We start from the raw sequence: 13901 nt of genomic DNA, 5'->3' as shown, positions 1-13901 counted from the left end.
CGCTTCACGGGCCGAGCACCCTTACCAGCGGTAGCCGACGCCCGCACCCGCACCGAACGAGCCGTGGCCGGAAACCGCCGTCGTCACCGAGCCCTTGACCAGCCATTTCGCCGTCGCGACGGAAAGACCGACCGCCATGGCGCTTTGACCGCCATACGTCCCGCCGCCGAGCGCGACCACCTTTTCACCCGGCAGCACGGCTTGCGGCATGTTCGCCATCGCGATCGCGCTTGCAGTGCCCGCGTTCGCGTCCTTGCGGTACTTCGACATTTCTTCGCGAACCGAATTGATTGCGCCGTTCAACTGACGCACATTGACGCCGTCCGTCGGGGCCGTGCCGTCGGCCATGTTGGTGAGCTGACGCTCGGCGCCCGGCGCGCCGATCGATACCGTGTTGTCCCGATCGGCGATCGAATTCGCTCCCAACGCGACCGAATTGCTGGCGGTTGCGCGGCTGTTCGTGCCGATCGCGGTTGAGTCCTTGCCGGAGACATTCGACCCTGCGCCGATAGCCGTTCCGTTCGATGCGGTGACTTTCGAATTCGTGCCGATGGCGGTTCCGTTCGCCGCCGTGACGGTGGAATTGACGCCGACGCCCGTACCGTTATCGCCCGAGACATTGGAGCCGTTGCCGACCGCGGTCCCGTTCGGCACGCTGACCAGCGTATTTTTGCCGATTGCGGTGCCCGTATCGTCCGTCACCGCGCCGCTCGGGACGCTCGACGAAATTTTGCCGACGGTCGTCGTGAGCGTTGCCAGATCCGCCGTCAACGTGGAAACCTGGTTTGCGATCGAGAAGAGCTGCGAGCCGTTGACCGCATCCGTGCTGGTCGCGCTGATCGCGCCGGCCGCGACGTTCACGATCTGACGCTCGGCGCCCTTGCTGCCGACGCTGACCACGCCCACCGGCGTGCCCGCGAAGCCGCCGTAGCTGACGCCGTTGAGCGTTACGCTGTTGACGGTGGTGAAAGCGCGTGTAGACGCGTTCGAGCCCAGTGCGACGGAATTCGCATCGGCGGCGTTCGCGCCTTCGCCGATCGCGACCGCATTCACCGCGGATGCCGTCGCACGGGCGATGGCGATGCTCCCGACAGCGGAGGCCGAACTGTCGACGCCGAGCGCTACCGCATCGTTCGCGCCGGCGTTTGCCTGAAAGCCGAGTGCCGTACCGCCGGCCGCAATGCTGCCCTTGCCCACGGCCGTGGAAAATGTCGCGGTGGCGCTGGCGCCTTGGCCGACCGCCGTCGACTGGTCGACGGCGATCGCGCCCTGGCCGAAGGCGGATGCCGTCGCGCCGTTCGCGATGGCTCCGTTACCGACTGCCGTCGCCTTGGTTCCGACCGCGCTTGAGGCCACACCCATCGCCGTCGCCTGGTCGCCGGTTGCCACGGCATTTCCGCCGACGGCCGTCGCAAAGGCACCGGTCGCGGCCGCCATGCGGCCGATCGCAACGGTTTCGCTATAGGCTCCGGTCGACGAGCCCGAATTCGCGGCTGCCGCAGTGCCGATCGCCACGTTGTCGCAGCCCGTTGCAGTGGCCGGATACGTGCCGCTTCCCGAGATGGCGATGTTGCCGACACAGCCGGCCGACGTTTCGGTCGACGTCCCGTTCTGCACGTAGTCGGCCCGCGCCGGCGCGGAAGCCGTGAAGGCAACAATTGCCGCGCCAACGGCGGCAGCAAGTACCGCCTTCGACTTTGCCGGCGCGCGCTGTGCCGGATTCCCCAACCCTCGATGATTCTTGTTCACGTGATTCCTTGGCTCGATATAGAAACTGAGTTGTGTTTTGCATGTCCGTCTCGCGATTTCCCGGTCGCATCTCATTCGTGTCTTTTGTATGAAACCTTTGCTCGATCACAGCCCAATTGAAAAGATGTACTAAGCAAATTTGACACTCAGCGGCGCGAATCAGATGGGGAAACGGTACACAGGTGCGGCTGCTGGATTCGAAGATGTCGGAACACTGGTGCTTCCCGGATCTGCAGCTTGAGATGCGACGACGCATTCTGATAGGACTCACCGGCGCCCATGTTTGCCACGGCGGCCGATCTCTATGCGTTGGGGAAAGTTCGTCGTGTCGATGTATGCGCGGACCGCCGGCATACCGGTCTGGGGAGCGGAAGCCGGCGGTCAGGCGTCGGCTTCCGTCAATCTTCGTTGCGCGCTTGTTACTACGCCGCCAACGCGTCCGCCAGCGCCCGCATCGCGGCCACCGTCTCCGGATTCGCCGGAAAGAACGCCTCGATCGCGAGTTCTGAAAGCGTCACGTCGACCGGCGTGCCGAACACGGTCGTCGTACTGAAGAACGTCAGCTCGCCGGCCGCGGTGCGCAGCCGCAGCGGCACGGCGATATCTGCGAAGTCGGTGCGCGCCTGCGTGTCGTCGGGCTGGCCGGCCGGCGCCGGATACGCGGCGAGTTCGTCGCGCAGCGCATGCAGCGTGCGGTCGCCGCTCGCATCGATCTGCCGCTGCAGCCGATGCAGGATGTGCGCGCGCCATTCATGCCAGTTGACGATCTGCGACGCGAGGCCGTCCGGATGCAGGCTCAGCCGCAGCACGTTGACGGGCGGCTGCAGCAGCGACGGATCGGCCTGCGCGACCAGCGCGCCGAGCATCCGGTTCGCGGCGAGCAGCGTCCAGTGGCGGTCCACCGCGAGCGCCGGGTACGGCTCATGGCCGCGCAGCACGGCTTCGACCGCATGGCGAGCGGCATCCAGTTGCGGATCCGAGAACGGCCGTTCGCGAAACAGCGGCGCGAAGCCGGCCGCCACCAGCAGCGCATTGCGTTCGCGCAGCGGCACGTCGAGCCGCTCCGCGAGATGCAGCACCATCTCGCGGCTCGGCTGCGCCCGTCCCGATTCGACGAAGCTCAGGTGGCGCGCGGACACTTCCGCGTCGAGCGCGAGCGCCATCTGGCTCAGGCGCCGGCGCTGGCGCCACGTGCGCAGCAGCGGGCCGATGCCGGACGCACGGCTGGCGGACGGGGCGGGCGAATGAAGGGCGGCGGTCGGGTTCATGCAGCAGATGATAGGCAATCCCGCGCGCGTTGGGCATTACCTGCGACGTAAGCATCGCGCCGCTCCCCGGGTGCGTCCCGGCGCTGCGTTACCATAGCCCCCGTGCCAACTGAGAGGCGACGCCGGACCCGCGACGACAACGCATGGGCCGGTGCCGCGCACATTCACAACAAGGCATTACAGGGGAATCCAACAATGAAAAAACTTGCCGTCCGGCTTGCCTGCGTGGCGACGCTCGCACTCGCCGTGACCAGCGGCCATGCGCAGACCGAAGCTGCGCAGGTGGAAATGAGGGCCGCCGCCGCGGCCGCCAACGAGGCCGTCGTGAAGGGGCCGACCGACATCGACGTGAAACACGAAGCCGTGCTGAAGCTGAAGGCCGGGGAATCGTTCGTGCCGGCGGCCGAAGCCGGCCGCTACCTGCGTTCGATGGGCAACTCGATCGACGAATCGAAGCTGGTCGGCCTCGTGCTGCCCGACGATCCGGACGCTGACTGGATCTCGGTCGTGTCGTTCGAGCCGAGCGGCTACATCCGCGACGACGACGCGAAGGACTGGAAGCCCGACGACCTGCTGAAGAGCCTGCAGGCCGGCACCGAGGAAAACAACCCGGCGCGCAAGGAGCGCGGCCTGCCCGAAACCGAGGTGGTTGGCTGGGCCAAGGCGCCCGCGTACGACGCGGCCACGCACCGGCTCGTGTGGTCCGCGATCATCCGCGACAAGGGCGCGGCGCCGAACGCCGGGAACGACGGCGTGAACTACCGGACGCTCGTGCTCGGCCGCGACGGCTACCTGTCGCTGACGATGGCGTCGACGCTGGCCGACCTGCCGAAGTACAAGGCGTCGGCCGACGACCTGCTGTCGAACATCAGCTTCAACGACGGCAAGCGCTACGCCGATTTCAACAAGTCGACCGACCATGTCGCCGAGTACGGCCTCGCGGCGCTGATCGTCGGCGTCGGCGCGAAGAAGCTCGGGCTGCTCGCGCTGATCGGCGCGTTCGCGGTGAAGTTCTTCAAGATCGGCGCGGTCGCGCTGCTGGCCGGCGGCGCGGCGCTGAAGCGCTTCTTCGGGCGCAAGCCGAAGCCGGCCGCGGTGCCGGTCGTCGCCGACGCGTCCGACGTATCCGGCCCGGAGCGCAAGGAATGACGAAGCTGTTGCTGCTGATCTTCGGCGGCCTCAAGCTCGGCAAGGTGCTCGTGTCGGCGGGCACCATGCTGGCGTCGATCGCGGTCTATGCGCTGTTCTACGGCTGGCGGTTCGCGGCCGGTTTCGTCGCGCTGCTGCTGGTGCACGAGTCCGGCCACTACCTGGCCGCGCAGCGGCGCGGGCTCGACGTCGGGCTGCCGACGTTCATCCCGTTCGTCGGCGCTTGGATCCAGCTGAAGGAGATGCCGCACGACGCGGAAACCGAAGCGTATGTCGGGCTCGCCGGGCCGTTCGTCGGCACGCTCGGCGCGCTGGCCTGCTATGCGGCCGCGCGCCACTACGACAGCAACCTGCTGCTTGCGCTGTCGTACACGGGCTTCTTCCTGAATTTGTTCAACATGATCCCGCTGTCGCCGTTCGACGGCGGGCGGATCACCGCGGTGCTGTCGCCGCGCATCTGGTTCGCGGGCGTGCCGGTGCTGATCGCGCTGTTCGTGTATCGCCCGAGCCCGCTGCTGATCGTGATGGCGATCCTCGCGCTGCCGCAGCTGAAGCGCGCGTGGCGCTACGATCCCGACGCGCCGGGGAACCGCGTGTACTACGCGACGTCGATCGAGACGAAGACGACCTACGCGCTCTGCTACGTCGGCCTGCTCGCGTTCCTCGCGCTGATGACGTCCGGCGTGCACGACATGCTGCGCGTCGTGCATTCCGCGACCTGACGCAAAAACGGCGGCCGCAGTTACGCGGCCGCCGTCGTATTCCTTCCCTTCATTAGAAGCTCAAGCGTCGCGATGGCGCAGCTCGACGCGCTTGATGTCCTTCACGATCACGAGATAGCTGAACACGGTGACGAGCGCGTTCAACCCGACGAACACGAGCGCGCCGTTGAACGAGCCGCTCGCGCCGACGAGGTAGCCGATCGCGATCGGCGCGACGATGCCGGCCGTATTGCCGAACATGTTGAACAGGCTGCCCGACAGCCCGATCGCTTCCTTCGGCGCGGTATCCGCGACCACGGCCCAGCCGAGCGAGCCGATCCCCTTGCCGAAGAACGACACGGCCATCAGCACGATCACGAGCGCTTCGCTGTCGACGTAGTTGCAGCCGATGATGACCATCGACAGCGCCATCCCGCAGACGATCGGGATCTTGCGCGCGAGCGTCAGCGACACGCCGCGGCGGATCAGCCCGTCCGACAGCATCCCGCCGAGCACGCCGCCGAGGAACCCGCAGATCGCCGGCAGCGACGTCATGAAGCCGGCCTTCAGCAGCGACATCCCGCGCGCCTGCACGAGGTAGATCGGGAACCACGTGAGGAAGAAGTAGGTGAGCACGTTCACGCAGTACTGGCCGAGATAGACGCCGATCAGCATCCGGTTCGACAGAAGCTGGCGCACGTAGTACCAGCCCGCGACGCGGCTGCCTTCGGACGCGGCACCGGTGCCGTGCGACTTCGACCGCACGAGGCCGCCGCCCTGCTCGATATGGTCGAGTTCCGCGCGGTTCACGGCCGGATGGTCGGCCGGATCCTTCACGACGCGCAGCCACAGGAACGCGAGCGCGATGCCCGCGAGGCCGAGCCACAGATACACCTGGTGCCAGCCGTACGCATGCGTGAGCCACGCCATCAGCGGCGAGAACACGACCGCCGCGAAATACTGCGCGGCGTTGAAGATCGCCGACGCCGTGCCGCGCTCTGCGGTCGGGAACCAGCTCGCGACGACCTTCGCATTGGCGGGGAACGCGGGCGCCTCGGCGATGCCGACCGCGAAGCGCATCGCGAACAGCGCGGCGACCGCGAACGCGGCGCTGCCGCCGAGGCCGATCGTGCTCTGCAGCAGCGTGAACGCCGACCACAGGAAGATGCTGGCGGCATACACGCGCCGTGCGCCGAAGCGGTCGAGCAGCCAGCCGCTCGGCAGTTGCGCGAGCACGTACGCCCAGCTGAACGCCGAGAAGATATAGCCCATCGTCACCGGATCGATGCCGAACGCCTTGCGGATCGGCGTGCCGGTGATCGACAGCGTCGCGCGGTCCGCGTAGTTGAGCGTCGTGACGACGAACAGCATCGCCAGGATCCAGTAGCGCACGGCGGTCCGGCGCGCGGTGCGCGCGAGGTCGATCGGAAGATCGCGAGGGGTGGTCTGATTGGGCACTTTAATGTACGTCGTCGTATGACATGAGCGGAAGTTTATGGGCAATGCCCGAGTGCAGAAACCTCGGGTTTTCCCTTTGAGGCGCAACGCAAAGTGGTCAAAATTTGGGCATAGACTGAATGAGTAAGGGATTCGCGCATAGTGTGGCAAGATCGACGATCAGCATGAATCGCGAAATCACGTCGGCAGACATCGTATCTGTTGAGCTACAATGAACCCATCATTCCCGAACCACGGAGCACACCCCATGCAACTGACAGGAGAGATGCTGATCGGCGCCGAAGCGGTGACCGGCTCGGCCGGTAACTTGCTCGCGTTCGACCCGACGAAGGGCGCACAGATCGATGCGCCGGCGTTCGGCGTCGCGACGCAGGCCGACGTCGGCCGCGCGTGCGAACTCGCGCGCGACGCGTTCGATGCGTACCGCGCGCAGCCGCTCGCGGCCCGCGCGGCGTTTCTCGACGCGATCGCGGATGAAATCGTCGCGCTCGGCGATGCGCTGATCGAGCGCGCGCATGCCGAAACGGGCCTGCCCGTCGCGCGGCTGCAGGGCGAGCGCGGCCGCACCGTCGGCCAGCTCAGGTTGTTCGCGCGCGTCGTGCGCGACGGGCGCTTCCTCGCCGCGTCGATCGATCCCGCGCAGCCCGCGCGCACGCCGCTGCCGCGCGCGGACCTGCGGCTGCAGAAGGTCGGGCTCGGGCCCGTCGTCGTGTTCGGCGCGAGCAACTTCCCGCTCGCGTTCTCGGTGGCCGGCGGCGATACGGCGTCGGCGCTCGCGGCCGGCTGCCCGGTGATCGTGAAGGCGCACGAAGCGCACCTCGGCACGTCCGAGCTGGTCGTCCGCGCGATCCGCGCCGCCGTCGAGAAATGCGGGATGCCGGCCGGCGTGTTCTCGCTGCTGATCGGCCCCGGCCGCGTGATCGGCGCGGCGCTCGTCAGCCATCCGGCGATCCAGGCCGTCGGCTTCACGGGTTCGCGGCAGGGCGGCATGGCGCTCGTGCAGCTCGCGAACGCGCGGCCGCAGCCGATTCCCGTCTACGCGGAAATGAGCAGCATCAACCCGGTCGTGCTGTTCCCGGCCGCGCTCGCCGCGCGCGGCGACGCGATCGCGACGGGCTTCGTCGATTCGCTGACGCTCGGCGTCGGCCAGTTCTGTACGAACCCGGGCCTCGTGCTCGCGATCGACGGCCCCGATCTCGACCGCTTCGAAGCCGTCGCCGCGCAGGCACTTGCGAAGAAGCCGGCCGGCGTGATGCTCACGCGCGGCATCGCCGATGCGTATCGCAACGGCCGCGGCAAGCTGGCCGAACTGCCGGGCGTGCGCGAAATCGGCGCGGGCGAGGCGGCGCAGACCGAATGCCAGGCGGGCGGCGCGCTGTACGAAGTCGGCGCGCAGGCATTCCTGGCCGAACCGGCGTTCAGCCACGAGGTGTTCGGGCCGGCGTCGCTGATTGTGCGCTGCCGCGATCTCGACGAAGTCGCGCGCGTGCTCGACGCGCTCGAAGGCCAGCTCACGGCCACGCTGCAGATGGACGCCGACGACAAGCCGCTCGCGCGCCGGCTGCTGCCGATCCTCGAACGCAAGGCCGGGCGCCTGCTCGTCAACGGTTACCCGACCGGCGTCGAGGTGTGCGATGCGATGGTGCACGGCGGGCCGTTCCCCGCGACGTCGAACCCGGCCGTGACGTCGGTCGGCGCGACGGCGATCGAGCGCTTCCTGCGGCCCGTGTGCTATCAGGACTTCCCGGACGACCTGCTGCCCGAAGGGCTGCAGGAACGCAATCCGCTCGAGATTCCGCGCCTGCGGGACGGCAAGGCGGAGTGACGGGCCGGATCGACTGAGGGCGCGATCCCCGGCGGCCGGTGCGCCGGGGCGGAAAAACAGAAAGGCGGAAGTGGCCGGTGGGCCGCTTCCGCCTTTTTGCATGGCGGGCGTTCGTGCCGCCGATCTCGTCGGGTCAGTGAGCGGGGTGAGCGGCGGCACCGAGGGGGCAGACTGCCGTCGATGTCGCCGTCTTCCGCATTCCCCGAATTTCTCCTACAGTAGCGGAGCCCCGGACCCTGCGGTCCGCGGGCGAGCCTGAGAGACCGACAAAAGACAACGAGGGAACCCTCCAATGAACATCAACAAGCGTGGCGATCACCTGTTCGCGGCCGGATTGTGGAAAGCGATCGGCGACGTCGCGAAATCCGTGCGCACCCAGATCGGCCAATACAGCGAAGGGCGCGTGCTCGCGAATGCGCTGCTGGAATTCCAGCGCGACCTGGGCGGCAGCGAATTCGACGTGACGATCAACCAGGGGCGGCTCGTCACGGGCGCCGATGCACATTCGCTCGTGTTCGGGCAGGCCGTCCGACGTTTCCGGCAGGACATGGAGGCGCTGGTGTTCGCGCTCCAGTACCGGCGCAGCATCGACGAACGCGACCAGGGCCTGCGCGCCGAAGCGCTGACGCAGGCGAACAGCCAGCTCGCGACCGCGAAGCAGTCCGCGACGATCACGGTCGGCCGGTTCTTCGATGCGGTCGTCGACCGCGACGTGCTCGGACAGATTCTCGACGGCGAATCGAAGGCGCGTGCGGGCGCGCAGGACCAGATCGAGGCGACGCGGGTCAAGCTGGGGAACGTGCGCTACCGGATCGTCGGGATCATCGCGCAGATGTGACGCGGAGGGCCGGCCCGAGAAGCGGGCGGCGTCGGGCGGAGCGCTGCGGCAGAGGCGGCACGCATCGCGACGGATGCGTGCACGGTTACCGATACAAACGGCCGCGCCAGGGTCAACCCGGCGCGCGCCGCAAAAACAGCCGGCCGCAGCGCCGATCAAGGCGCCACGCCGGCCACACCCGCTCTTACTGCGGGCCCATCTTCTTGATCAGCACATCGAGCTCCGCGGCTTCGGCCTCGGTGAGGTCGACGAGCGGCGCGCGCACCGGGCCCGCGTCGTGGCCGACGAGCTTCGCGCCCGCCTTCACGATGCTGACCGCATAACCCGCGCGGCGATTGCGGATCTTCAGGTACGGCAGGAAGAAATCGTCGATCAGGCGGCCGACCGTTGCGTGGTCGTCCTTCGCGATCGCTTCGTAGAAATCCATCGCGGTCTTCGGGATGAAGTTGAACACCGCCGACGAGTACACCGGCACGCCGAGCGCCTTGTACGCGGCCGCATAGACTTCGGCCGTCGGCAGGCCGCCGAGGTACGCGAACCGGTCGCCGAGGCGGCGGCGGATCGTGACCATGCTCTCGATCTCGCCGACGCCGTCCTTGAAGCCGATCAGGTTCGGGCAACGGTCGGCGAGGCGCTCGAGCATGTCGGCGTTCAGCTTCGAATTCGCGCGGTTGTACACCACGACGCCGATCTTCAGCGCGCGGCACACCTGCTCGACGTGGTCGGCGATCCCTTCCTGGCTCGCTTCGGTCAGGTAGTGCGGCATCAGCAGCACGCCGCTCGCGCCGAGGCGCTCGGCTTCCTGCGCATATTCGATCGCGACGCGCGTCGCGCCGCCCGCGCCGGCGAGGATCGGCACCTTGCCCTTGCAGGTTTCGGTCGCGACGCGGATCACGTCCGAATACTCGCGCTGCGTGAGCGAGAAGAATTCACCGGTGCCGCCGGCCGCGAACAGCGCGCTCGCGCCATACGGCGCCAGCCATTCGAGGCGCTCGGCATAGGTGGTCGCGCGGAAGTTGCCGTCGGCGTCGAAGTCGGTCAGCGGAAACGACAGCAGGCCGTGGGAGATGATCTGTTTGAGTTCTTGCGGTGAAGTCATGGTTGGGGTCGTCCGTCTAGCGCGAGTGCTGGGTTCGTCGGGAACGGCATACGGGCCACATTGGCGATGTCGTTGTATGTCATCGTACAACGAGGGAAAGGGTGACGCAAGCGGTTTGCTGGCCGCTCGATAGTAGGGTCTTTCCGGATAAGGGTTTACGCAGCATCGCCGGTTGAGGCCGAATGTCATATGATGACTAACGATATGACCGGTGGCTTCCAGGAGTTCCGATGACTGCTTCCCCTCTCTACATCCGCGTGCATCCGGACGACAACGTCGCGATCGTCGTCAACGACGGCGGCCTGCGTGAAGGCGCGACGTTCGCCGATGGGCTGACGCTGCGCGAAGGCGTGCCGCAGGGGCACAAGGTCGCGTTGGCCGACCTCGCGGCCGGCGACCCGATCGTCCGCTACAACGTGGTGATCGGCTATGCGCTGACCGACCTGCGGCGCGGCAGCTGGGTCAACGAGCGCACGATGCGCATGCCCGAGCCGCCGGGGCTCGACGACCTGCCGCTCGCGACGCGTGCCGCACCGCCGCTGGCGCCGCTCGAAGGCTATACGTTCGAGGGCTTCCGCAATGCCGACGGCTCGGTCGGCACGCGCAACATCCTCGCGATCACGACGACCGTGCAGTGCGTGTCGGGCGTCGTCGAGCATGCGGTGAAGCGGATCAAGGCCGAGCTGCTGCCGCGCTACCCGAACGTCGACGACGTGGTCGGGCTCGAGCATACGTACGGCTGCGGCGTCGCGATCGATGCGCCGGACGCCGACATCCCGATCCGCACGCTGCGCAACATCAGCCTGAACCCGAACTTCGGCGGCGAGGTGATGACCGTGAGCCTCGGCTGCGAGAAACTGCAGCCCGAGCGCCTGCTGCCGCCCGGCACGATTCCGGTGGCCGCGGACGGCGCGACCGACAACGGCGGCGTCGTGTGCCTGCAGGATGCCGCACACGTCGGCTTCAACTCGATGATCGACTCGATCATGAAGATGGCCGAAGCGCATCTCGAGCGGCTGAACCGCCGCCGTCGCGAGACGTGCCCCGCGTCGGATCTCGTCGTCGGCGTGCAGTGCGGCGGCAGCGACGCGTTCTCGGGGCTCACCGCGAACCCGGCCGTCGGCTTCGCGGCCGACCTGCTCGTGCGTGCGGGCGCGACGATCATGTTCTCCGAGGTGACGGAAGTGCGCGACGGCGTCGCGCAGCTCACGTCGCGTGCGGCGAACGAGGAGATTGCGCGCGACATCATCCGCGAGATGGACTGGTACGACCGCTACCTGCAGCGCGGCCGCGTCGACCGCAGCGCGAACACGACGCCCGGCAACAAGAAGGGCGGCCTGTCGAACATCGTCGAGAAGGCGATGGGTTCGATCGTGAAGTCGGGCAGCGCGCCGATCGCCGGTGTCGTGCGTCCCGGCGATCGCGCGCGGCAGAAGGGGCTGCTGTATGCGGCGACGCCCGCGAGCGACTTCATCTGCGGCACGCTGCAGCTCGCGGCGGGGATGAACCTGCACATCTTCACGACCGGCCGCGGCACGCCGTACGGTCTCGCGCAGGTGCCGGTGATCAAGGTCGCGACGCGCAGCGATCTCGCGCGCCGCTGGCACGACCTGATGGATCTCGACGCCGGGCAGATCGCGACCGGCGCGGCCACGATCGAGGACGTGGGCTGGGAACTGTTCCGGCTGATGCTCGACGTCGCGAGCGGCAAGCGCCGGACGTGGGCCGAGCAATGGAAGCTCGCGAATGCGCTGACGCTGTTCAATCCGGCGCCGGTGACCTGACGCGCGGTCGCGACGGCATGCGATGCGGGCGCCCGAGGGCGCCCGTTTTCTTTGCGGCTGCGAAAGATGGAATCGGCGCAGTTACGCGTCGTCCGGCAGATCGAACCGTTGGCGTGCGTACTCGACGCGGCCGGCGCGATTTCCTTACCTCGCACGTAATCGACCGCCCGCGCGAGGCCGGCGACGATAGCTGCACGCGGACACGACACGTTCGCGACATCGTCCCCTCATCGACACAAGGAGCCTCGCCATGAACACCGCCCAATCCGCACCGTCCGCTCACGCCGACCTGATCGACCGCTACTTCGACGCATGGAACGAACCCGACGTCGTGCGCCGCCGCGCGCTGATCGATGCGACTTACGCGAGCGACGCGGCCTATCGCGATCCGCTGATGGCCGGCGACGGTCACGCGGGCATCGACACGATGATCGCGGCCGTGCAGGAGCGATTCCCGGCATTCCGCTTCCGCCGCACGACCGACGTCGACGCGTTCGGCCAGCACCTGCGGTTCTCGTGGGCGCTCGTGTCGCCCGACGGCGCGGCGATCGTGAAGGGTTCGGACTTCGGCATCGTCGATGCGTCGGGCCGCCTCGCATCGGTCACCGGTTTCATCGACGAAATGCCTGCCGCGGTGGTGTGAGCAGCGAGCACACGTAATCAGGAGTTGCAATTGGAAGCCCGAGAGTGCGCCCAAGGCGTCGATTCGGTGCAATCAAGCTAGCGACAAAACGCTGGCGATGCGCGCACGACAGCGGACTGAATCAAGGCCGTACGTGCGCGCTTTCCCAGTTGCTAGCGCCGTGCTGAATCGCTGACACGCAACGATACGGGATGAGGTCGGATGACGTTAGCAAGTGGCGAGGTGCGCCAGAGCATCCTGTTCGAGCGTGCGCATCGCGCGTTCCAGCTGTTCGTGGTCGAGGTCGCGATGTAGTCGATGTGCGGACGCATGCTGGTCGTTGAGCTTTCGCATGACTCGCTCGGACGCATTTGACAGGTCGAGCTGAAACTGCAACTCATCGCGAAAGACGAGATTGACGACCTTGAATGCGTAGTCGATTACGATTGCTCGCAATGGGCAGGCGTCGACCATTTCTCGAAACTTGCTGTCGTAGGAGGCCACGAAGGGGACAAAGAAGTCGGCATTGTTAGTTCCCATTGACCTTGGTGTCGCTGACAAGAGTTCGGCCATTCTGAACAGCGTCAAGTCCCATGACATGCTGCGCAAGCGTTCGAGCGATTTCAAAGTCGGCTGAGTTACTGGAGTGAAGAATTGAGGGACTTCACCAGCGCCGCCTAGCAATTTCCACGCAAAGTAGATTTCCGCCTTGGGAAACTTACCCAGAGTCTCGAGGCTGAAACTCACCAGTTCTTCCAGTGCCTGGGCAGGCTCACTATGCTGTCCGCGCCAATTCAGCAATGCGGCCTTCAAAAGCACAACGTAGGTTGCCAGGCGACGTGTCTGCAGAAAGTGCATGGGCTGGGCAAACACGGTGGCATTGAGCGTGTCTTGGACGATCGTGTCGATGTCGTCGTCAGATACAGTGAATATCGGCTTGCCCGGTGGTTCGTCCAACGCACCGGGAGCAAAGTGATCGAGTTTCTTGAGCGCCTTCAAGGTCTGAATTGGACGATTGTTCCCTTTCACTGAAAAATGCTCGAATTCTTCGGAGAGGTAGGCAAGGTAATCGAAGTTGAAACTTCTTTCTCCGCGCCCGCAGGCTAGGTGCAGCAGCTTGTACAGGTTTTGAGGTTGTGATGGCTGCTTGCCTTCGACAAACAAGCGAATCGCATCGGTTACATTTTTGTCAAGGCTGATGGAGAAATCGATTTTTATCGGTGCCTTGCCGTTCAACGATTGCTGATAAATGTCATCGGTATAGAACAAAAGCCCGGTTCCATCGAAGAAGCTCTTCAGTAACGGGCACTCATTTTCGATTTTATCGAGCTGTATATCTTGGATGTCGAGTGTTGTGGCCTGAGTGGCATACGTCACGTACAAGCCTCGGAAGCATTCTCGATCTGAT

At 66.3% G+C, this 13901-nt stretch carries 11 protein-coding genes; 6 read left to right on the top strand and 5 right to left on the bottom strand.

Features of this window, described 5'->3' with window-relative positions:
* Positions 1 to 21: 21 nt before the first annotated feature.
* Both LXM88_RS28300 and LXM88_RS28295 read right to left on the bottom strand, forming a co-directional pair.
* Positions 22 to 1749 carry a YadA family autotransporter adhesin gene (locus LXM88_RS28300; protein ID WP_262546954.1) on the bottom strand — a complete coding sequence of 576 codons (1728 nt, stop codon included), beginning with the start codon at positions 1747 to 1749 and terminating at the stop codon, positions 22 to 24.
* Positions 1750 to 2171: 422 nt separating this feature from the next.
* Positions 2172 to 3017, bottom strand: coding sequence for a helix-turn-helix domain-containing protein (locus LXM88_RS28295; protein WP_262546368.1), 846 nt, complete (start codon positions 3015 to 3017; stop codon positions 2172 to 2174).
* 195 nt (positions 3018 to 3212) lie between these two features.
* Between LXM88_RS28295 and LXM88_RS28290 the strand changes: the two genes are divergently transcribed.
* Both LXM88_RS28290 and LXM88_RS28285 read left to right on the top strand, forming a co-directional pair.
* A complete protein-coding gene (locus LXM88_RS28290) occupies positions 3213 to 4166 on the top strand; it encodes a DUF2167 domain-containing protein (RefSeq protein ID WP_262546367.1) in 954 nt (317 codons plus the stop codon).
* Positions 4163 to 4888, top strand: coding sequence for a site-2 protease family protein (locus tag LXM88_RS28285; RefSeq protein ID WP_262546365.1), 726 nt, complete (start codon positions 4163 to 4165; stop codon positions 4886 to 4888). Before LXM88_RS28290 ends, LXM88_RS28285 begins: the two co-directional genes overlap by 4 nt.
* A gap of 60 nt (positions 4889 to 4948) precedes the next feature.
* Here LXM88_RS28285 and LXM88_RS28280 read toward each other — a convergent pair whose 3' ends face one another.
* Positions 4949 to 6325 (bottom strand): MFS transporter, encoded by a 1377-nt coding sequence (locus LXM88_RS28280; protein WP_318654711.1) that lies wholly within the window; start codon positions 6323 to 6325, stop codon positions 4949 to 4951.
* Between the two features lie 247 nt (positions 6326 to 6572).
* On the opposite strand from LXM88_RS28280, the gene LXM88_RS28275 reads away from it, so the two are divergent.
* Together LXM88_RS28275 and LXM88_RS28270 are read left to right on the top strand one after the other, a co-directional pair.
* A complete protein-coding gene (locus LXM88_RS28275; RefSeq protein ID WP_262546364.1) occupies positions 6573 to 8150 on the top strand; it encodes an aldehyde dehydrogenase (NADP(+)) in 1578 nt (525 codons plus the stop codon).
* Between the two features lie 292 nt (positions 8151 to 8442).
* Entirely contained in the window at positions 8443 to 8988 is a 546-nt protein-coding gene (locus LXM88_RS28270) for a hypothetical protein (RefSeq protein ID WP_262546361.1), read from the top strand.
* Between the two features lie 184 nt (positions 8989 to 9172).
* On the opposite strand, the gene kdgD is transcribed toward LXM88_RS28270, so the two are convergent.
* Complete coding sequence (kdgD, locus tag LXM88_RS28265; protein ID WP_262546359.1) at positions 9173 to 10087, bottom strand: 5-dehydro-4-deoxyglucarate dehydratase; 915 nt, start codon at positions 10085 to 10087, stop codon at positions 9173 to 9175.
* 230 nt (positions 10088 to 10317) lie between these two features.
* Here kdgD and garD point away from each other — a divergent pair, with 230 nt between their 5' ends.
* Complete coding sequence (gene garD / locus LXM88_RS28260; protein WP_262546356.1) at positions 10318 to 11871, top strand: galactarate dehydratase; 1554 nt, start codon at positions 10318 to 10320, stop codon at positions 11869 to 11871.
* 250 nt (positions 11872 to 12121) lie between these two features.
* Positions 12122 to 12514 (top strand): nuclear transport factor 2 family protein, encoded by a 393-nt coding sequence (locus tag LXM88_RS28255; RefSeq protein WP_262546354.1) that lies wholly within the window; start codon positions 12122 to 12124, stop codon positions 12512 to 12514.
* 207 nt (positions 12515 to 12721) lie between these two features.
* On the opposite strand, the gene LXM88_RS28250 is transcribed toward LXM88_RS28255, so the two are convergent.
* A complete protein-coding gene (locus LXM88_RS28250) occupies positions 12722 to 13870 on the bottom strand; it encodes a hypothetical protein (RefSeq protein WP_262546352.1) in 1149 nt (382 codons plus the stop codon).
* Positions 13871 to 13901 lie beyond the last annotated feature (31 nt).

The sequence above is a fragment of the Burkholderia sp. S-53 genome (assembly GCF_025560745.1).
GTDB lineage: Bacteria > Pseudomonadota > Gammaproteobacteria > Burkholderiales > Burkholderiaceae > Burkholderia > Burkholderia pyrrocinia.
This window is presented reverse-complemented; position numbering and strand designations above follow the sequence as displayed.

What these genes read in the sequence shown, in the direction of transcription:
- LXM88_RS28285 (WP_262546365.1), top strand. Translation starts at nt 4,163, where the DNA reads ATGACGAAGCTGTTGCTGCTGATCTTCGGCGGCCTCAAGCTCGGCAAG.
- LXM88_RS28255 (WP_262546354.1), top strand. Translation starts at nt 12,122, where the DNA reads ATGAACACCGCCCAATCCGCACCGTCCGCTCACGCCGACCTGATCGAC.
- garD (WP_262546356.1), top strand. Translation starts at nt 10,318, where the DNA reads ATGACTGCTTCCCCTCTCTACATCCGCGTGCATCCGGACGACAACGTC.
- kdgD (WP_262546359.1), bottom strand. Translation starts at nt 10,087, where the DNA reads ATGACTTCACCGCAAGAACTCAAACAGATCATCTCCCACGGCCTGCTG.
- LXM88_RS28290 (WP_262546367.1), top strand. Translation starts at nt 3,213, where the DNA reads ATGAAAAAACTTGCCGTCCGGCTTGCCTGCGTGGCGACGCTCGCACTC.
- LXM88_RS28275 (WP_262546364.1), top strand. Translation starts at nt 6,573, where the DNA reads ATGCAACTGACAGGAGAGATGCTGATCGGCGCCGAAGCGGTGACCGGC.
- LXM88_RS28270 (WP_262546361.1), top strand. Translation starts at nt 8,443, where the DNA reads ATGAACATCAACAAGCGTGGCGATCACCTGTTCGCGGCCGGATTGTGG.
- LXM88_RS28295 (WP_262546368.1), bottom strand. Translation starts at nt 3,017, where the DNA reads ATGAACCCGACCGCCGCCCTTCATTCGCCCGCCCCGTCCGCCAGCCGT.